The sequence below is a fragment of the Ferruginibacter sp. genome (assembly GCF_028288465.1).
In the GTDB taxonomy this organism is placed as follows: domain Bacteria; phylum Bacteroidota; class Bacteroidia; order Chitinophagales; family Chitinophagaceae; genus Ferruginibacter.
In genome coordinates, this window is sequence record NZ_JAQBNR010000024.1 from 1 (window position 1) to 21,703 (window position 21,703).

The 21,703-nt window shown below is 42.3% G+C and carries 13 protein-coding genes; 7 read left to right on the plus strand and 6 right to left on the minus strand.

Features of this window, described 5'->3' with window-relative positions; translation table 11 throughout:
• From JWR61_RS11975 to JWR61_RS11995, 5 genes are all read left to right on the plus strand, one after another.
• The coding region (locus JWR61_RS11975) for a T9SS type A sorting domain-containing protein (protein WP_301928045.1) at positions 1 to 1,483 on the plus strand (1,483 nt) is incomplete at its 5' end.
• 159 nt (positions 1,484 to 1,642) lie between these two features.
• On the plus strand, positions 1,643 to 5,299 hold the full coding sequence (locus JWR61_RS11980; protein WP_301928046.1) for a hypothetical protein: 3,657 nt from the start codon (positions 1,643 to 1,645) through the stop codon (positions 5,297 to 5,299).
• A 573-nt stretch (positions 5,300 to 5,872) separates the two neighbouring features.
• Positions 5,873 to 9,598 carry an Ig-like domain repeat protein gene (locus JWR61_RS11985; protein WP_301928047.1) on the plus strand — a complete coding sequence of 1,242 codons (3,726 nt, stop codon included), beginning with the start codon at positions 5,873 to 5,875 and terminating at the stop codon, positions 9,596 to 9,598.
• A 328-nt stretch (positions 9,599 to 9,926) separates the two neighbouring features.
• Complete coding sequence (locus JWR61_RS11990) at positions 9,927 to 10,967, plus strand: hypothetical protein (RefSeq protein ID WP_301928048.1); 1,041 nt, start codon at positions 9,927 to 9,929, stop codon at positions 10,965 to 10,967.
• 20 nt (positions 10,968 to 10,987) lie between these two features.
• Positions 10,988 to 11,848, plus strand: coding sequence for a polysaccharide deacetylase family protein (locus JWR61_RS11995; protein ID WP_301928049.1), 861 nt, complete (start codon positions 10,988 to 10,990; stop codon positions 11,846 to 11,848).
• A 101-nt stretch (positions 11,849 to 11,949) separates the two neighbouring features.
• On the opposite strand, the gene JWR61_RS12000 is transcribed toward JWR61_RS11995, so the two are convergent.
• The 5 genes from JWR61_RS12000 to rnr form a co-directional block, all read right to left on the minus strand.
• On the minus strand, positions 11,950 to 12,633 hold the full coding sequence (locus JWR61_RS12000) for a type 1 glutamine amidotransferase domain-containing protein (protein WP_301928050.1): 684 nt from the start codon (positions 12,631 to 12,633) through the stop codon (positions 11,950 to 11,952).
• Positions 12,634 to 12,856: 223 nt separating this feature from the next.
• Positions 12,857 to 13,870 (minus strand): Smr/MutS family protein, encoded by a 1,014-nt coding sequence (locus JWR61_RS12005; protein ID WP_301928051.1) that lies wholly within the window; start codon positions 13,868 to 13,870, stop codon positions 12,857 to 12,859.
• A gap of 309 nt (positions 13,871 to 14,179) precedes the next feature.
• On the minus strand, positions 14,180 to 15,922 hold the full coding sequence (locus JWR61_RS12010; protein WP_301928052.1) for an amino acid permease: 1,743 nt from the start codon (positions 15,920 to 15,922) through the stop codon (positions 14,180 to 14,182).
• 121 nt (positions 15,923 to 16,043) lie between these two features.
• Positions 16,044 to 17,009: a polyprenyl synthetase family protein gene (locus JWR61_RS12015; protein WP_301928053.1), complete on the minus strand. Its 966-nt coding sequence runs from the start codon at positions 17,007 to 17,009 to the stop codon at positions 16,044 to 16,046.
• 53 nt (positions 17,010 to 17,062) lie between these two features.
• The gene (gene rnr, locus JWR61_RS12020; protein WP_301928054.1) at positions 17,063 to 19,066 is read right to left on the minus strand and encodes a ribonuclease R; all 2,004 of its coding nucleotides are present in this window, start codon (positions 19,064 to 19,066) and stop codon (positions 17,063 to 17,065) included.
• Between the two features lie 466 nt (positions 19,067 to 19,532).
• On the opposite strand from rnr, the gene JWR61_RS12025 reads away from it, so the two are divergent.
• The gene (locus tag JWR61_RS12025) at positions 19,533 to 19,838 is read left to right on the plus strand and encodes a phosphoribosylpyrophosphate synthetase (RefSeq protein ID WP_290336034.1); all 306 of its coding nucleotides are present in this window, start codon (positions 19,533 to 19,535) and stop codon (positions 19,836 to 19,838) included.
• 29 nt (positions 19,839 to 19,867) lie between these two features.
• Complete coding sequence (locus JWR61_RS12030) at positions 19,868 to 20,374, plus strand: hypothetical protein (RefSeq protein WP_301928055.1); 507 nt, start codon at positions 19,868 to 19,870, stop codon at positions 20,372 to 20,374.
• A 6-nt stretch (positions 20,375 to 20,380) separates the two neighbouring features.
• Here JWR61_RS12030 and JWR61_RS12035 read toward each other — a convergent pair whose 3' ends face one another.
• Complete coding sequence (locus JWR61_RS12035) at positions 20,381 to 21,628, minus strand: lipopolysaccharide assembly protein LapB (RefSeq protein ID WP_301928056.1); 1,248 nt, start codon at positions 21,626 to 21,628, stop codon at positions 20,381 to 20,383.
• Between the last annotated feature and the right edge of the window lie 75 nt (positions 21,629 to 21,703).

A 21,703-nucleotide genomic window follows, 5' to 3' on the forward strand; every position in this document is an offset into this window, starting at 1 on the left:
TATTTCTGCCGGTAACACCGGCAGTGCAGACAATACCGGGTATTTTATATTCATAAGGGGTGACCGTAACCCTGCCAATACGTGTACCTGCACTTTTACAAACACAACTGTTAGCAGCATTGGTGCACTACAAACAGGCACGCAGACTTTCCCTGCTTCTTCTGTAGCTGGTAAATATACACTGATCGGCAATCCGTATGCTTCTCCGGTAAATTTTGAGAATCTTACAAGGAATAATCTTGTCAAAAGATTTTACGTATGGGATCCGTCATTGAACATAACAGGCGGCTATGTTTCAATGGATGACGTGGATGGAACTGGCAACTGGCTGCAGTCTGTACCAAGTGCCCAGACTACTGATATTCAATCAGGCCAGGCATTTTTTGTAGAAACCCTGGCTGCAGGTACAGCCTCTATCAGCTTTAATGAGTCAAGCAAAAGTGTTAACAGAAGCAATGTAGGATTTCGGCCAATGGGTGTTCCATCAGGACTTATCAGAACCACGTTATACTTATTAAATGCAGATAATACAACCACATTGGCGGACGGCACTTTCGTTCAGTTCAACAATAAGTTCAGCAGTGGACTTGACCGTAATGATGCCCTAAAATTTGGCAATACAAATGAAAACCTGAGCATTGTAAGAAATACAACTTCACTGGCCGCGGAAAGAAGGCCGGAACTGACTGTAAATGATACCATCTATTTTAAATTAACGACTACCAGCCAGAGAGCTTACCAGTTTGTGTTTGATGCAAGCAATATGCAGCAGCCAGGTATGGTGGGCTATTTGCTGGACAGCTATCTTGGCACCAGCACGTTGGTGAGCCTCGATGGAAAAACTACCGTTAAATTTTCGATCAATGCTGCTGCTGCTTCTGCAGCAACCAACCGTTTTAAAATCGTGTTCAAAACTACAACTGTTTTACCCGTAACATTTACTAGTGTGAAGGCGTACCAGCAGAATACCGCAATAGCCGTAGAATGGAATGTAGAGAATGAAATCAATATGGTAAAATATGATGTTGAAAAATCGACAGACGGTTCAACATTCACTTACGTAAACACTACAGATGTCAGTGGTACAAGCAACGCTAACAATACTTACAGCTGGTTAGACGTTAAACCTACGCAAGGAGTTAATTATTACAGGATTAAATCATACGACATCAATGGTGACATCAAATATAGTGTGATTGTAAAAGCAACAATGGCAGCTGGTACCAGTGGCTACAGTATTTATCCCAACCCTGTTACGACCAACGTCATCAATCTTGTAATGACCAATCAACTTGCCGGCAAATACCAAGTACAATTAACCAATGCAATAGGTCAGGTAATCCTTGTAAAAGACATCCAATTCCAAGGTGGTACCGGTACGCAGTCATTGAATACGGTATCTAAACTAACGGCAGGCGTATACCAGCTGGAAATCAGTGGACAAGATAACACGCACGAAACACAAAAAGTAATTGTTGAATAATTAATTGTGAATCGCATAATGCACAAATTGAGAAGGCGTATGAGCAGGTAGAAGAACAATGGAAACAACAGATAAAAAATAAAGATTAATACACTGAATCCCTGAAATATTTTGGGGATTTGGTGAATGGCAAAACCTAACAAAAAATAAACCAATAGTATGAAAAAGCTTTACCTCGTGACACTGCTGATATTGCAGCTGGCACTGGCTACCAAAACCAAGGCCCAGAATGTTGGCATAAACGCCACATCAAGTTTGCCCGACAATAGTGCTATGCTGGATGTGAGCGCCACTGACAAGGGTTTCCTCGCCCCGAGACTGACAACAGCGCAGCAAAATGCCATTTCGCTTCCAGCCACAGGTTTGCTGATTTTTAACACCACAGATAATGTGTTTAAAGTGAATACCGGCACGCCCGCTGTTCCTTTATGGACGCCTTTAGCTATGGGCAGTGGCGCTGCCATCAGCTCCCTCAACGGGCTAACCGGCGTTACGCAAACATTTGCAACAGGTACATCCGGTACCGATTTTGGAATAACAAGTTCCGGAACGGCACATACCTTTAATTTACCTACCGCCTCAGCAGTCAACCGCGGCGCATTGTCGTCTTCCGATTGGAGTATTTTCAATAGCAAACTTGGTTTAACTTCTTTGTCGGCCACAACACCATTGAGTTACAATAACACTACCGGGGCATTTTCCATTAACCAGGCAAATACCACCACCAATGGTTATTTGAGTAATGCGGATTGGAATACTTTTAACGGAAAACAAGGAGCAATTTCGCTAACTACTACCGGTGGTAGCGGTGCAGCCACATTGGTTGGCAACACGCTCAACATACCCAACTATGCAGGATTGTCCTCTTTATCTGCGACAGCACCCTTAACTTATAATAGTGGTACCGGAGCTTTTGCCATTACGCAGGCAACAACATCCGCAAACGGATACTTAAGCAATACTGATTGGAATATTTTTAACAGTAAACAGACTGCAATAAACGGTACAGGTTTCGTAAAAGCATCAGGGACAACTATTAGCTACGATAATAATACTTATCTCACTTCTGCAACAGGTAGAACAAACATAAGCCTCACTACTACAGGCACAAGTGGTGCAGCAACTTACAATAACATAACTGGCGTATTGAATGTGCCTGTTTACCCTTCCAATGCAGGAACGGTAACAAGCGTAGCTGCATTAACGCTGGGAACAACCGGAACTGACTTAACATCAACAGTTGCAACAGGAACAACAACTCCGGTAATTACATTAAATGTGCCTACTGCATCTGCAACTAACCGTGGCGCTTTATCTTCTGCGGACTGGACTGCTTTTAACGGAAAGCAGGCAGCAATTTCATTAACTACTACCGGCAATAATGGCGCAGCTACTTTTGCGGCCAATACCTTAAATGTTCCTACCTATACCCTGGCAGGATTAGGAGGCATTTCTTTAAGTGCGCTTTCTTCCTCGGCTCCTTTAACGTATAATAACACAACAGGTGCATTTGCCATTACGCAAGCAACAACCTCTACCAATGGTTATTTAAGCAGTGCCGACTGGAATACGTTTAACAACAAACAAGGAACCGTATCCGGAACAGCTAACCGTATTTCGGTAGCGGCTGGTGTAGTTGATATTAGCTCCACCTACATTGGACAAAACACCATCACAACTTTGGGAACGATTGGAACCGGAACATGGCAGGGAACTGCCGTAGGCGCCATATACGGCGGCACGGGTCAAACATCCGTTACAACAGGTGATCTCCTGTACGGTTCCGCTGCCAACACATGGAGTAAATTACCCGCAGGTGCCAACGGGCAGGTGCTTACTTTGGCAGGCGGTATTCCTTCCTGGTCTTCCAATCCCGGATCTACAGCATGGAGTTTAACCGGCAATTCTGTTACTGCAGGATCACAGTTTCTGGGCTCAACAAATAATGTTTCGCTTAGAATGAGAACCAATAATGTTGAAAGAATGGTGGTGGACAGCACAGGTAAAGTAGGTGTGGGCACCTCTTCTCCCCTGGCAACTATTCACGTTAAAACGGGAGCTTCAGGAGCCAGTAGTATTTCAAGCCTTGCCAATCAATTTTTGGTAGAAGGTCCATCTAACACAGGGATGACTATTTTGTCTCCTGATGCGAACGACAGCAGAATATTATTTGCCAGCCCTGGTAATTCGATAGGAGCTCAGCTTGTCTGGAGATATTCTTCAAATCTACTAAGGATCGGAACCTATAATACAGGTGGGCAAATTGCATTTGAGAATGGCATAGGCTCAGAACAAATGAGGATTGATGCAGTAGGAAATGTTGGTTTTGGAATAACGGCTCCAACCGCAAATATTCACTTAAAGGCCAGTACAGGAGCGGCCAAAACTGCTCCATTAAAATTTAATGCAGGAACAAATCTAACCACTCCTGAAGATGGAGCAGTAGAATACAATGGCACCCACTTTTATGGAACAATAGGATCTACCAGATACCAGCTGGATCAACAGGCCACAGGAACAGCCTGGAGCCTGACGGGTAACGCTGCCACTGCAGGCTCCCACTTTTTAGGTTCAACAAACAATGTTTCCTTAAGATTCAGAACCAATAATACTGAAAGAATGATTATTGACAGTACTGGTAAAGTAGGGGTTGGCTTAACTGACCCCACTGCGGGTTATTACCTGTCTGTAAAAGATAATCTGGAGATAAGAAGAACTGCTACAACGGCACAGATGATTTTTACAAATACAGCCGGTTCTGGTAACTTTAGAATTGGTGGAGACGGTGGAGATATTTACTGGCAGGGCGGCGGAGGACAATCCCTGCAGATGGGCTCCTACTGGGCTACCATTTTAGGTGGTGACAGACAAACAGCTGCGTTCCCTGCTTTTATTGGGGGCATCTCAGGAACCAGTGTTATTGTGGCGTCACAGCGGGATGCAAGTGTTGCATTAGGTATACAAGGCAACAGCGCTACACAAACAGCCAATTTAACGGAATGGAAAACGTCTTCAGGTAATGTACTTGACGTGGTGGACGAAGCAGGGAATGTCGGGATAGGTGTAACCACGCCTTCAGCTGCTTTACACCTCGGAGCCGGTACTGCAGCTGCAAACACAGCCCCTTTAAAATTCACTGCAGGCACAAACCTTACTACCCCTGAAAACGGCGCGGTGGAATTTAATGGTACGCACTTTTATGGAACTGTTGGCGGCACCCGCTACCAGTTAGATCAGCAAGCTGGCGGCGGTACGACAACGGTAGCCAACGGAGGTACCGGGCAAACATCCAACCTAACAGCTGGTGGTGTTATTTACGGGGCAAGTACAACGGCAATGGGCTCTACTGCTGCAGGTACAACAGGACAGATACTGCAGTCTGCCGGAGCGGCCACACCGGTGTGGGTAAATGGCGGAACAATGATGTTAAGCGGTAATACAAATAATTCTACAGAGACTACTTCGAGTGGCGGTCAAAAAAATTATTATCCAATTACGGGTACAATAAGTTCTGTTTCAACATCAGACGTTCAGGCAGGAACCAGAACGGTGATGTCCAGAGCCGGCACAATCAGGAATTTATTTGTAAAATTAGACGGATCGCCCGGTGGTGGTAATAATCTCATTGTCACGGTTTATAAAAATGGGACTGCACAAACACTTACAACTACCATAGGTAACCCTTCAGTAAGTGGTTCTGACACTTCCAACTCATTTACAGTAGCCGCAGGGGATGAAGTCGGCATAGTAATTTCCTCTACTTCCGCTCCAGGCACACATCGCAGAGTTAGCTGGTCGGCGGATTTTACTTACTAGATCTTAATTAATTCAGTTAGAGAAATACAGATCCATATCGAAGGAGAATTTTCCCTCGAAAAGTTCAGGCCCTGAAGGCCAACTAAATTCAAAGCAAGACACCAGGCCCAATAGGCCTGGTGTCTTGCTTTGAATCTTTTCCCAAATTGAAAATGGACATATTTAATGATGTAAGCGAGAGTGAAATCCTATCCATTGTTTTACGCCGGACCAATAATTGCCGATCTTTTCTCAGGTTTAAAAAGAAATTTTGTTAAGAAAAAGTTATCAAAATTTAGGAATTTTAAAAAAAGTCTGTTACTTTCGTTTTCTTACCTACTGATTTCTGATCCATTATCATTACAAATTCCACTTCTATTTGTTCCTATTGCATTCCGTAACTAAGATTATTATCCTTACTAACAACCACGTCGTTTTACGATAGCCCATTCCAAAGAAGATACTTTTTTAAAATCATTAGTCTATGCAATAATGGATGTTGCATTGTAACGGACTGTAGCTTTTAATAATTGCAACAACTAATAAACAAGTTTACAATAGAATAAATTTTACATCTTAACCAAAACAAGCCATATGAGCAAGCTAATTTTTACCCGGCTAACACTCGCATTTATGTTGTTTTTAACCTTAGGTGCCTTTAAGGCGCAAGGACAGGCAACCATTAAAACTGATTTGCTGGATTACCCGCCAGGATCAACTGCAATTATTACTGGTACCGGCTTTCAGCCCGGTGAAACGGTAACGCTGCAGGTAATTCACGTGGGAGACGATCCATTGGGTACTGATGCGGCGTATCACCAACCCTTTACCACAGTTGCAGATAATAGCGGAAACGTGTCATCGTCTTGGGACGTTCCAACAGATGGTGATGCCCTTGGGGCAACTTTTTTGTTGACTGCGGATGGTGGAAGCTCGGGTTTACATGCGGAATGGACGTTTACAGATGCAAATACAAGTTTAACTGTTGACAATGTAACGGGAATATATGGAGGAACTGTAACGCTGACAGCTACTCTAAAACAGCAAGGGGGTGGTAATCCTCCAATTTCAGGTAAGACTATTAGCTTTACATTAAATGGCACCTTGATAAATACAGCTGTCACAAATGCTTCTGGAGTCGCAACCCTTTCATCTGTTAGCCTTGGCGCAATAAATGCGAATACATACAATACCGGTGTAGGGGCCAGTTTTGCTGCAGAACTTCCTACTTGGTCAGCCTCTTCTGGCACTGGTAAATTAATTGTAAATAAAGCTGACCAAACAATCACATGGGCAAATCCTGCCAACATTACATATGGAACGGTATTAAGTGCAACGCAACTTAATGCAACGGTTGCAGGAGTTTCTGGGGGATCTGCTCCAGGCGCATTAACCTATACACCTGCATCAGGTGTGTTACTATCTGCAGGAAGTCAAACATTACAGGTGGATGCTGCAGCAACTACAAACTATAACGCAGCTACAAAACAAGTAGCGCTTGTTGTTGATAAAGCAAACCAAACAATTACATGGGCAAACCCAGCCGATATAACATACGGAACATTGTTGGGTGCAACACAATTGAATGCCACGGTGGCTGGTTCTGCAACAGCGGGAGCTTCTGCACCAGGGGCATTAACCTATACTCCTGCAGCAGGTACTTTATTAAATGCAGGATTGGCGCAAACTTTAAGTGTAAGTGCTGCGGCAACTACAAATTATAACGCTGCGGGACCAAAGACAGTACAGATCAATGTAAACAAAGCAAATCAAACAATTACCTGGGCAAATCCTGCCGCCATTACTTATGGCACCTTATTGAGCGCAACACAGTTGAATGCCACGGTGGCTGGTTCCGCAACAGCAGGGGCTTCCGCACCAGGAGCATTAACATATACACCTGCTTCAGGGACGCTATTAGACGCTGGAGTCGGTCAGACTTTAAGTGTGAGTGCTGCAGCAACTTCCAACTATAATGCGGCAGGCCCAACGACGGTTTTAATAACCGTAAATAAAGCTGATCCGACCATCACTTGGGCAAACCCAGCCGATATAACATATGGTACACTATTAAGTGGAACGCAACTTAATGCGGTAGTGACAGGTTCTGCAACAGCGGGTGCAACTGCACCTGGTACTTTAACCTACACGCCATCGTCGGGTACCCTATTAGATGCAGGGTCCAATCAAAGTCTTGTTGCAAATGTTGCATCAACTACAAATTATAATGCCGCAACAAAAACAGTTAAGATCAGTGTAAGCAAAGCAGACCAAATCATTACCTGGTCGAACCCTGCCAACATAACCTACGGCACATTGCTAAGTTCAACACAATTGAATGCATCAGTAGCAGGTGTCGCTGGCGGATCTGCCCCGGGTGCTTTAACTTATAACCCAGTTGCTGGTACTTTATTAAATGCTGGCACACAAACATTAAGCGTAAGTGCAGCACCTACATCAAATTATAAACCTGCTTCAGCATCAGTAACACTGATTGTTGATAAAGCTAATCCTACTGTTAATGTAACAGGATACAGTGTCACTTATGATGGCAATCCTCATACAGCGACATACACTATTACTGGTGTGAATGGTGAAACAGGTGCAACAGTCGGAACAATCAATGTTGCCGGTACTACTCATACCAATGCAGGAACTTACAATAATGATCCGTGGTCATTTACCGGTGCTGCAAACTATAACAACGCAAGTGGTAATGTTAATGATGCGATCGCTAAAGCTGATCCTACCGTTACTGTTACTCCATACAGTGTGACCTACGATGGCAATGCTCATACAGCTACTTACACCATCACTGGTGTGAATAGTGAATCAGGTGCAACTGTCGGAACAATCAATGTATCTGGCACTACGCATACCAAAGCAGGAACGTACAATAATGATCCGTGGTCATTTACCGGTGCTGCAAACTATAACAACACAAGTGGTAATGTTAATGATGCGATCGCTAAAGCAAACACAAGTATTACAGCTGCCAATGCAAGTGGTACAACAGGTGGAACTACAACCCTGAAAGCTACGTTAACAGATGTTTCAAATAATCTTTTCTTAAGTGGCAAAACCATATCATTTAAAGTTAATGGAAGCACGGTTGGCACCGGAACAACAGACATTAATGGTGTTGCAAGCTTAACATTTAATGTTTGCGTCGCCAATGAAGCTACAATTCAGGCAAGCTTTACTGAAGAATCAAATTACCTGGGTTCAGTTTCTAATACTGCTACATTATCTGTAACTGCTGCACCGACATATGTATGGTCAGGCACTAATGTTAATGGAACGCCTCAACAACTTCCAGCGAGCGGAGGAATAACTATTAGTCCGACAGTAACCTTTACCGGAGTGACATTGACAAACGTAACTATCAATTGGGATGATAATACAAGTTCTGCTGTAATGGCTGGTCCTTACACAAACTCAATTTCACTTGGTTCACATAATTATAGTACACCTGGGGTTTATGCTCCTAAAATTACGGGCACCGATGCCTGTGGTAATAATATTACAAGTATGTTCCAATACATTGTTATCTACGATCCAAATGGAGGTTTTGTAACAGGTGGCGGATGGATCAATTCTCCTGCAGGTGCTTATATAGCTAACCCTACTTTAACAGGCAAGGCAAATTTTGGATTTGTTGCTAAATACAGGAAGGGTTCAACCACAATTGTAGATGGAGAAACTGAATTCCAGTTCCAGGCAGGTAATCTTAAATTCAATAGTTCAGCATACGAAAACATGTCATTAGTTATTGGTGGGGCTAAGGCTAGTTATAAAGGAACCGGAACTATTAATGGTACCGGCAGTTACAAATTTATGCTGACTGCGATTGATGGTGATGTAACCAACGGAGGCGGCCTGGATAAAATAAGAATGAAAATTACCGATCTTGCGGGAGTTACTGTCTATGATAACCTTGTAGGTGGTGGGGGTGATAATCTTGATCCTACTACTGTGATAGGCGGCGGTTCAATTGTAATACACAGCACTTCGAAAACCGCAAGAACCATGGAAGTAGCTGCCCCGGCTGCAATAGAATCTTTGGCAACCAAATTCACAGCAAAGGTTTTACCAAACCCATCTCACAATCAATTCACCTTCTTATTTAGTTCTCCATCTAAAGAAGTAATAAGAATGAATGTGCTTGATTACAATGGCCGATTGATCGAACAAAGCAAGAACATTTCTCCAACACAATCATTGCAGATTGGCCAGCAATACAGGCCCGGAGTTTACTACGCTGAGTTCATACAAGGATCAGAAAAAATAATAATCAAGCTGATTAAAGAAGCTAATTAAATTAAAAAAAAATCAGTTGCTAAGGTGGCCTTTTACAGGCCACCTTTTTTATTGTCAACTTATTCGCTGTACATTGAGCAAGCTTGCAATTTAGCAAAAAGTCAATATATCTCGTTTGACTCAATTCGCAGTTGAAAAAATTAACTAATTTATTTATCAACCAAAACAATATTTCATTTATTTATATTGTTTAAGCTCCGTGCAGGATTCAACCGATGAAACTGCATTTTTTGTAGACCTTCCATTCCATTTATTCGTTTTGTTATTGGCACAGGTGTTTGACAAAAGATATACATTTGCACTTAAAATATTTATAATATACATATCTATGAAAAAAGAGGCTTTGGTATTGCCGTTGGGCATTTTTTCCTTATTTCTTGCATTGAGCAACAGCGCCTGCAATCAACCCGATGCGCAGGCTGCTGCAGCGACAAAAGATTCTGCAGTTGTACCGGTAACCGGCAGTGCAGTAAAACCCGTCCCGGCCACCCTGGATACAGCAGATTATGACAGAAAGATGCTGGCATTGAGTAACCACGATACAACAGGTAAGTGGCCTGCAAAAGCGGCTTATCCCCTGCCCGGCGCCGTGTTGCCTTACAACAGGATCGTATCTTTTTACGGCAACCTTTATTCTAAAAAAATGGGTATTCTTGGGCAGATTCCACATGATTCTATGATTGCCCAGTTACTGCATGAAGTAGCCAGGTTTCAGGCTGCAGATACCACCGTTCCTGTAATTCCCGCTTTGCATTATATTACTACCACGGCACAGGTTGCTGCCGGCAAAGATGGCATGCACCGTTACCGCATGCCTGGAAACCAGATAGACACCATGATTAGCTGGGCCAAGCCTATCAATGCGCTGGTTTTTGTTGATATACAGGTAGGACACAGCACGGTAAAAAATGAAGTACCCTGGCTGGAACCCTATTTAAAGTTGCCCAATGTACATCTTGGAATTGATCCGGAATTTTCTATGAAACACGGAGAAGTTCCGGGCAGAAAAATAGGCACTTTTACGGCGGAAGACATCAACGACGCCGTGGATTTTCTGACTGATGTAGTGCGGAAAAATCACCTTACTCCCAAAATATTAATTGTCCATCGTTTCACACAAGGTATGGTGACAGGATACGACAGAATTAAAACCACTCCTGAAGTACAGGTGGTGATGGACATGGACGGATTCGGCGATAAAATTTTAAAGCGGTCTACTTACCTGCGTTATATTTACAGAGAGCCCGTGCAGTTTACAGGCTTTAAATTATTTTACAAGAATGACACCAAACCCAATACTACCGGTATGTATACGCCGGAAGAGTTGATGAAGTTTGTGCCAAAACCAATTTACATCCAATTCCAGTAATCGTTCCAATTCCCCGAAAAATGAGATATATTTCTTTTAAACATTGTTTAATTGTTTGCCTGATAGCCAGCTGCCAGGCCGCACCTCAAAAGGAAAAGACTGCGACAACGACAGCCAGTTCAGCTGATTCTTCAGTAAAAGTTGTTGCCGCTACACCGGCCACAGCAGCCAGTTTGCAGGAAATGCTTGCTAAAAAAGAAGTGCCGGTTTTATGCTATCATCACATCCGGGAAGCAAAGGCCGGGCAGAGCGAATCTATGAAGAGTTATTCTGTTTCGCCTGCCCAGTTTGCAGAACAAATGAAGGCTTTACACGACAGTGGCTACCAGACGGTGTTGCCAGACCAGTTGTACGAATACCTGGTGCACAATGGCCCAATGCCTGCAAAACCTGTGATGCTGACTTACGATGATACGGACGAAGAACAATACAGTATTGCTGTACCTGAAATGAATAAATACGGATTTAAAGGGGTTTACTTTATCATGACGATCTCTATTAACCGCCCCCGTTATATGAGTAAGGAACAAATCAAGAGTTTGTCTGACAGCGGCCATGCCATTGAATCTCATACCTGGGATCACCACATGGTAACCAAATATACGCCCACTGACTGGGACATGCAGTTAAGTAAGCCGGAAAAAACCCTGAATGATATAACCGGGAAGAAACCAACCTATTTTGCATACCCGTTTGGCTTGTGGAACCAGGCGGCAATTCCCGAATTAAAAAGCCATGGTTATAAGATGGCCTTTATTTTATCTACTAAAAGAGACACTACAGAACCCTTGTACACCATTCGCAGAATGATTGTACCGGGCCAATGGTCAACCAAAGGTATGATGAGTGCTATGAAGTCTACTTTTGGTAAAAAAGGATAGTAGTATTCACAAGCAACTTATCTGTTATAATGCAAGAGCCTGTTTAATTCGATTAAACAGGCTCTTGCATTTATTTTACCTTGCATTTAAAAAGAAAACAATTACTTATCCAGCAACTGTAATAACTTTTCCGCTACCAATTCAGACGAGGCCGGGTTTTGGCCGGTAATTAAAAGTCCGTCCTGTATGGCATACGGCTGCCAGTTGGCTACTTTACTATATTCGCCGCCTTTTTCTTTCAGCATATCCTCTACTAAAAAAGGTACTACATTGGTCAGTTGTACAGCTTCCTCTTCTTCATTTGTAAAGCCGGTTACTTTTTTCGCTTTTACCAGCGGTTCACCAAGCGTATTTTTTGCGTGCTGCAGCACCCCCGGTGCATGGCAAACGGTTGCTACGGGCTTGTTGTTTCTATAAAAAGACTCTATCAGGTGGATTGAATTTTTATCATTGGCAAGATCCCACAACGGTCCATGGCCCCCGGGATAAAATATCGCATCAAACGCTTCCTCCTTCATCAGCGAAAGCATGCTTGTATGCGCCAGTTTTTGCTGTGCTTCCTTATCTGATTTAAATCGCAATGTTGCGGGCGTATCGTTGCCCGGCCCTTCACTTTTGGGATCAATTGGCGGCTGGCCTCCTTTGGGCGATGCCAGCGTAATCTGGATACCATTGTCTAAAAGTTTGTAATATGGTGCTGCAAATTCTTCTATCCAAAAACCAGTTTTCTCTCCTGTATTTCCCAACTCATCATGGCTGGTTAAAACAAATAACACTTTCTTCATTTAATAATTTTTTGTGGTTGATAATTCATTTTACAATTCGGGGATATAGCCAAAAAATAACATTTCGTTTTCTTCCGGAAGCTATAAATACGGCTTGAATACGATATGTTTTTAACAAGCAACCGGGCAAAATGTTTTGTGCGCCAATAAACGGTATGCGATTACCAGGCCAAATCTGTTACCACACATTGTGAAAGCGTTATTTTCAGAAGGAATACCAGCCTCAGTAAGCAAAATAAATTTCCGTAGCTCCGTAACCGTAGAGATGGTTGTACTGATTTACGAAGGATTTTACTTCCTTTTTTGTTTTTAAGATAGCATGAATTTCGTCTCTTAATTTGCCCACCCCCACACCATGAATAATGGTTAACGTAGGTTGAAAATGTGATACTGCCAATTCGTAAAAATGCTCAAAAGTTTTTAACTGCAGGGTTAATATCTCAAAGTTGCTCAGGTGTTTCCAGCTATCTGTTAATTTTTCTATGTGCAAATCCACCACCGTTCTTGCAGGGGGCAGTAACTCCTTCACTCTTGATAAATCGTATACTCTATACCCGGCGTTGCCGAGCTTGTTGATATCTACTTTTTCTTCTTCCACCTTATCGGGAAAACGGTCAAAAAGCGGGTATAAAAAACTGGCTTCGTTTTTTAATTTTATCTCTTCAATTTTTTTAAAAATCTGTTTTGCTTTTAGTTTTAAAGAAGTCTCATAATAAGGTGCTTTCTTTTTATCGGGGTTGGTGAGGGTAAACTCCACATCAAAACGGGGATTGTCGCTCAGGTCGTCAAAGTTAATATCGTGTAAATAAAATTCATGTAGTGGTTCGATGGTATTGGCCAGGTCAAAGCTGCTTTCGCCGTTAAACAGCAAATTGTATTTAAATCCAAACGAAGAAGTGGTTTGATTAACAAGATAAATTTTTAATTTCTCTACGACATCATCATCAAAAACGTCCTTATCAAAAACAGGCACAAAACAAATAAACATTCCTTCATCCTTTTTATCTCTTGCTACACCTTTTTCTTTAGGCAGGTTATCAATATATATTTTCTTTTTTTCGACTACTTTTTTTTGAGAAAACATATTAAAGTAAGGAAAATCAATTTGGTCCATATAGGCCGGAAAGCGAACCCCTTTTACTTCAATCATTACCATTTTTTCATTCATAATTTCCACGACCTTACCCTCTTCATTGGTAAGCAGCACAATTATTTTATCTCCTATTTCGTATTTCATTGCCCCTGGCTATTTAATAAGTATAGCGGCAAAGTTAGGTTAGTTTGTGAGGCAAAAATTAATGGAAAGCGAAAATGGGTAAAAGCATTTTAAAACAACTTACCATGGCGAGAAGGTGTGCTTTAACATGACACTTCATTCGAATCAGTATATTTTTTACTTTTCCGCAGTACTTACTTTACAATTGAATCGAATTATTCAATATTAGCCATATCTACGCGTCAATAAAAGGCGCCATAAAAAATATAGTACAAGGGTGCGACGCCCGTGCAGCCCCACATTGCTTCTTAGCCCGGGCAACTATTTTTTTTAATTCGCCAGTTTACTTTTTTTATACCCGTACAACAGGTAAATCACCAGCCCGATTAACAACCAGCCAAGAAACCATGCCCAGTTATTTTTTGTCATACCAGTTAGTAAGTACAAACAGGTAATAAGGCCCATTAAGGGAATTAAAGAATATTTTTTTAAAAAGGTTACCAGTGCCAGCGTTAAGGCGCTTAACCAAAAAATAATGAGGGTAATATTAGGTGTTGCCATATCCATAAAACTTTGTTTTCCCTGCGCATAATCTTCATTGCTGCCAAAGTCAAAATTAAACATGTCGGTAAAATAACTGGCCGACAAGTGGTGCGCAAGGAAAAGGGAAGCAACTACAATCAATGGAAAAATATATTGTCCGTTAATATATGGAATGTGAAATTTGCCTGCTTCTTTTACTTTTCTCGGTATTAGCAATACACCGCCACAAACCAATACAAAAGCAAACAAAGTAGCGATACTGGTAAAGTCCAGCACAAATGTTTTATCTGTAAACAAGATGGGTAAGCCAACTACCAACCCGGTAACAATGGTAGCAAATGATGGGGTTTTATATTTTGGATGAATCCGCTGAAACACTGGCGGCATAAGGCCATCGCGGCTCATGCTCATCCAGATGCGGGGTTGGCCCATTTGAAAAACCAGCAGTACACTCGTCATGGCAACCACCGCCGCGATGGCTACAAAAAACTGCATCCACCCAACGTTGAGGTTTTGCTTTTCAAAAATAAATGCCAGCGGATCTCCTACTCCATCGAAATTTTTATAGTTTACAGCACCTGTTAAAACCAGTGTTAGTAAAATATAAACAACGGTGCAAATAACCAGCGATAATATCATACCCCTTGGCAAATCGCGTTGGGGATTTTTAGCTTCTTCCGCCAGTACGCTCACCGCGTCAAAACCAATATAAGCGAAGAACACACCACTTACTGCAGCCATCACACCGCTAAATCCCCTGGGCATAAATGAATGTATACCTTCGTCATTGGGCGGTGTCCAGTTGGGTGTTAACCCATGGGAAAAAACCAGGTAGCCGCCAACAATAATCACCAGTGCTACCACAATCATTTTTAGTATCACCATCACATTGCTAAAATTGCGGCTTTCTTTTACTCCGCGGAATACCAGTAAGGTGATGAGAATATTAATAACAAATGCAGGTAAATCAAAAATAATTTTTAAGCCGCCCATCACAGGCGCCGTTTTATATGCCTCCAACACGTCGGGATTAGTACTGCCTGCTGCCATGGCATGTTTTACTTCCATGTAACTCGTGCAGAGGTATTGGGGAATGTGCACGCCCATTTTTTCCATTAAAGAAGTAAAGTAATCACTCCAGCTGTAGGCCACATAAATATTGCCGATGGAATATTCCATGATGAGCGCCCAGCCAATAATCCAGGCAAACAATTCACCGAAAGAAGCATATGCATAGGTATAGGCGCTACCTGCAACAGGTATACGACTTGCGAATTCTGAATAACAGAATGCGGTAAAGGCACAGGCAATCGCCGTAATTATAAATAAGATTACCACCCCCGGCCCCCCATGAAAAACAGCCCCACCGAGACTACTGAAACTTCCTGCACCGAGAATGGCGGCTATGCCGAAAAAGGTAAGGTCCTTCATGGATAGTACGCGCTTTAAGCCATGCCCGCCATGGGGATCGTCACCGCCTTCGGCTAAAATGCTTTCAATCTTTTTTGTTCTGAATAAGGAGTTAGACATGTATATTTTGGTTTAACGGCGTATTAGTCTCCAAAATAATTAATAAAACTGAAGTATGCGCTTTTTGATGCTTTTAAAAAGGAGGAAATAATCGCCGGGCTATTTTGCAAGGCATACAGGATTATGATTCCCGTTGTATTAAATAACCCGCCAAATCCATCAAAGGTTTTTTACGGCCGCTTGTTACGGCTGTATCTTCCAGGTGTTGCAACGCGGTTTGCAAGTACCTGTCTTTTAATTTTTTTGCCCAGTCATCTACTTTGCAATCCCTGAATATTTTTGTTACCCGTTCCACTTTATCCGGTGCGTTTTCCTGCATCAAACTTTGCAATGCTGTTAACTGTTCAGCAGATGCGTTTTCCATCACATATATTTGCAAAAAGGTTTTCTTGTTGCTGAGAATGTCGCCTCCAACCTGTTTACCAAATTTTTCGGGATCCCCAAAAACATCCAGGTAATCATCTTGTACCTGGAAAGCAATACCCAGGTTTTTACCAAACTCATACAGGTGTTGCTGGTTGCCTTCGCCGGCGCCACCTAATATAGCACCCAACTGCAGGCTTGCGGCCAGCAATACCGAAGTCTTCAACGTAATCATGCCCACATATTCGTCAAGGCTTACCGTTGCTCGTTTTTCAAAGTCCATATCCAGCTGCTGCCCTTCGCAAACGGCCGCGGCTGTTTCATTAAACAGGTGCAGCACTTTTTGCAGGTTATTGACTTCAATTTTATTGAGGTATTCATAAGCCCGCACAAACATTACATCTCCCGCCAGCAACGCGGTTGATTCGCCGTATTTCTGGTGCACTGTTTCCATTCCCCGGCGCATGGGGGCCTTGTCCATAATATCATCGTGTATCAAACTAAAATTATGAAACAGTTCAATCGCGGTGGCGGCGTGGAATGCATCTGGAATAATCTCTGCAAACAATTCGTTGCCCATCAGTACACAAACCGGCCGTACTCTTTTCCCGCCCAGTTGCAAAATGTACTGCGCCGGATCGTACAGCGTGGTGGTATGCAATGGAAAATGCCGTGTATTAAATCTGTCTTCAAAAATTTTTGCCAGTTCTATAAAGGAGTGCATAGGTGCTGTAATAAAAATTGCTGAAACATCTGTTCAGCAATTTACGTGTAAAATTATTTCTTGTGTTTGGTCTGCTTTTTTGCTTTTGCAACATTCAGTTCGGTTTTTCCTTCGTCCTGCACCCAATGATAGTCCAGCTGGCGTTTTTCCAGGTTGGCCGCTACCACTTTTATTCTCACCGCGTCGCCCATCCTGAACTTCTTTCCCGTACGCATACCAACCAATGCATAATCAGCATCATCCAGCTTAAATTCATCAAATTCGTTCAGGTCTCTTACGGTAACCATACCCTCGCATTTATGCAAAACCGTTTCTACAAAAAAGCCAAAACTGGCTACCCCGCTGATTATTCCGTCAAATTCATCTCCCAGGTAGTCCATCATAAATTCAACCTGCTTGTATTTATTGCTCGCTCTTTCTGCTTCCATCGCCTTACGCTCGCGGTCACTGCAGTGCTTGCATTTCTCCTCCATCTTTTTATCCGGCTTCACATTTTTATCAAGACACTCCTGTAATATCCGGTGCACCATTACATCCGGGTAGCGGCGGATGGGCGAAGTAAAATGACAGTAATGCTCAAAGCCTAAACCATAATGCCCAATATTTTTGGAAGTGTACACCGCCTTTGCCATTGTACGAATGCCCAATTGCTCCAGCACATGTTGTTCGGGTTTGCCACTTACATCTTTCAGTAAATTATTAAATGATGCCGCCACGGCTGCATCATCATGTATGTTGAAGGTGTACCCGAATTTTTTTGCAAAGGCTGCAAACGGTTTTAATTTTTCATCATCCGGTGTGTCATGTATCCTGTAGGGAAATGGTACCGGCTCCTGGTTAATTTTTATCCGGCTCACATATTCCGCGATGGTTCTGTTAGCCAGCAACATAAACTCTTCCACCAGTTTGTGTGCGTCTTTACTTTCTTTAATTACAATGCCAATTGGCTTACCCTTTTCATCCAGTTGAAACCGCACTTCCTGCGAGGAAAAATTAATGGCCCCGGCCTCAAACCTTTCCGCTCTAAACCCTTTTGCCAGTTTATCCAGCAATAAAATCGCTTTGTGGTTAAGCCCGTCGTTTGTTTCAATAATGGTCTGCACATCCTCGTAAGTGTACCGGTGATTGCTGTGGATGATTGTTCTGCCAATCCATTTGTGTTTAATCTCGCCACGGTTGGTAATTTGGAAGATTACAGAGAAAGTATATTTATCTTCATTGGGCCGCAACGAACACAATTCATTGCTTATTTTTTCCGGCAGCATCGGGTTTACCCTGTCTGGCAAATACACGCTGGTGGCTCGTTCGTACGCACTTTTATCCAGGATACTATCGGGCTTTACAAAGTGGCTTACGTCTGCAATGTGCACGCCTATTTCATAATTTCCGTTGTCTAAATTCCGGATAGAGATAGCATCATCAAAATCCTTCGCGTCAACCGGGTCGATCGTGAAAGTTAAAATATCCCTGTAATCCTTTCGCTTTTTTAATTCCTCTCTTGTAATAGTTTCTGATAATTTCATGGCATCATCCAGCACCGCTTTTTCAAATGCCAGCGGAAACCCGGCTTCAATCAAAATTTCCTTCATCGCCATATCGTTTACATCTTCCGACTTCAGGATGCTTACAACTTCACCTTCCGGTTTTTTATCAGATTTATCCCATTTCACTATTTTAGCCACTACCCTTTCTCCATCTGCGGCACCATTTAATTTTTCAATAGGAATATAAAAATCAGGCATTGGCTTTTCTGTTGCGGCTTTAAAAAAGGCCACATTTTTATTCAAAGAAATATTCCCGATAAAGGTTGTCTGATTGCGTGTAACCACCTCCGTTACCTTGCCTTCTGTGCGCCGGCCACGTCCGCTGTCCGGGCTAATTTGTACTTTCACCATATCACCATGAAACCCACGCCCAATATCATTTGGCCTTACAACAATATCCTTGTCCATTCCTTCCACAATTACATAGGCCATTCCACTTCTCGAAATATCCAACTTGCCTTTGACAGTGCTGGTTTGGGATGATTTCTTTTTTGTTGTTTTATCTTTACTCATAAATATGTTGCTATTTCCGTTGCCTGAACCAGGGTGGAAAAAATGGTTTTCTTTTATTTTTTTGTCCGGGCATATTCAGCATTGGTCGACATCGTTGCGTCGCCCTCTTGTACCAGTTATCATTATTAAACTTTCACCTAAGCGTATCTTGCATTATTTGCCAGGCTGCTTTAATTTTAATGTCTTCATTCAAAAGTACACAATGCGCAAGGCTATAATCTTACAAAGGTAATCAAACTATTGCTACGGGGAAAACCTTGCACAAAGCATATAGCTCTGATGCAGGATGCAGCTATTGGTAAGTACGATTGGATAGCCATGACGTTGGCACAAAAATAAAATACCCAAATAATGTAACCGGTAAAACAAGGCATTCTCAAATCAAGTCAGCATTCAAAAAATTCTAAACGCCTACTGTAAAAAAATGCAACCATTATTTCACTAACTTTATTTTAAACTTTTTAACATGGAAAATTACGACACAGTAACTGAAGCAGTAAACGGGCTAAAGGCCAAAGGATATACAATGGATTTTAATATTGAATTCGATAAAATCATTTGCAAACAAAATAATTATTGTTTAAATCCAAACGAGTTTGAAATAACAGAAGTGTACCGTTTTGAAGGTGACACTGACCCGGGAGATGAAGAAGTGGTGTACGCCGTAGAATCGAAAGATGGCAAAATGAAAGGCGTATTTACAGGCGCTTACGGAATGTACGCTGATAGCATCAGCAATGAAATGATTCAAAAGTTATCCATGCACAGGTAAATTATTTCTACAACAAAATTTGCTACCCGATGCACCTGGAAGACGAAATATTGAAAGAGCACTCAAGAGAACAATGTAATACGATCGTGCAATGGGTCGGCAAATCCCAACAACGGTTTGATGAATTATTTGCGCTGTTTTTACGAGGCGAATACAGGATAACACAAAGAGCCTCCTGGCCCCTGAGTTATTGCGTAGAAGCACACCCGGAGTTTATTAAAAATCATTTTGAAAACCTCCTGAACAATTTACAAAGACCGGGGGTACATGATGCGGTTAAACGAAATACCATCCGTTTGTTGCAGTATGCTGATATTCCGGAAAAATTCAGGGGCAGGGTGATGGATATGTGTTTTAAATCTGTAGCCTCGCCGACAGAAGCCGTCGCTATCAAGGCCTTTTCGTTAACGGTGTTGGGCAACCTTGCAAAACTATATCCCGAAATATTACCCGAAATAAAATTACTGGTTCGGGAGCAACTGCCCTATCAAACAGCGGCTTTCAAAAGCAGGGCAAAACCATTTTTACAACAATAAAAATAGCTACCGAAAAACAGTTACCCAACTGTTGATCACAAACAGTACGATAAATACGGTGCCTATAATAATGGCTGCATCCAGGTTGATAAATGCAGCGATTACTGTAAGTATGCCCAGCACAACTAATACCATCGCTATTTTATTTTTACCAGTATAGGCTTTAAAAGAAAGCGGGTATTGAATATTGCCAAGCGGCAATGCCATGGCCCAAAATGCAATCGCTGCAACCAGCATCGGCGGATATATCTCTCCGGGAACAATTATGCAGGCGATTAAAAATACAGTCACTCCAGTTGCCAGTGATCCTACTACCGTGAGAGCCGTCCATTTCTCGGTTGCATCTACTGCATGTTTTCCATCCTTATGAAATAAAAGAAAAAAATTGGCCAGCGGATGTATCAGCCAGGTAGTTAATACAAACACAAGATAAAGGGCGATCAGCACCGCACCCACGGTTTGTGTAGCGGCATTCGATTGTAAAAGTGAAGCAGATAGCCGCACCAAAACATACAAGCCGACAGGAATAACCCACCGCATCTTTTTGCCTTTGTTGTTTAACCAAAAACTATATTGCAACAACCAGCGGTATGGTGGTATTAATGATTTCAGCGCTTCTTTTAATCCCCGCCTTGCATTGATGTTATTGGGGTTGATGCGCAGGGCTTCCCTGAAATGTGTGGCAGCCACTTTATTTTTTCCCTTTTCCAGGTAATTCCATCCGGCGGTAGAATGCGTAAATTCATTATCCGGATCCTGCGATAATGCATATTGCATGGTAGCAATGGCATCATCAGTCCGTTTCAATTTGTTCAGCGCAACGCTTCTCGCATTTAGGCAGGTAATATTTTCAGGGTCAATTTCCAGCCCTTCATTGGCTTTCAGCAATGCCTTATCAAATGCCTTATCTTCAATCAGCACAAGTGCCAGCAAACCATAGCTTTCGCAAAACCAGGGGTTAAGTTCGATAGATTTTTGCAGGTATTCAATGGCTCGGGGATTATCATTTTTGCGGTAGTAACCGAATGCAAGTAAATAATAATAATAATGATTGGCAGGATCAATGGCGATTGCACGAAGGGTGGTCTTAATTCCTTCATCAAATTCCTTTTTATCAAAATAGCAGCGGGCATATAAGGCCAGGGCTTCATCATTATCGGGGTTTTGCTGAAGGGCATTTTTTAACTGGGTAATAGCATCATTTACACGACCTTGTCTTAAAAGCAGCGAAGCTCTTTCGATGTATGGATCCATAACTTCATTTTGCGGGTTGGAGGCTGAAAGCCAGAGCTAATTTTATTGAAAGCCTGTCCATTTGTTTTTGCCTTA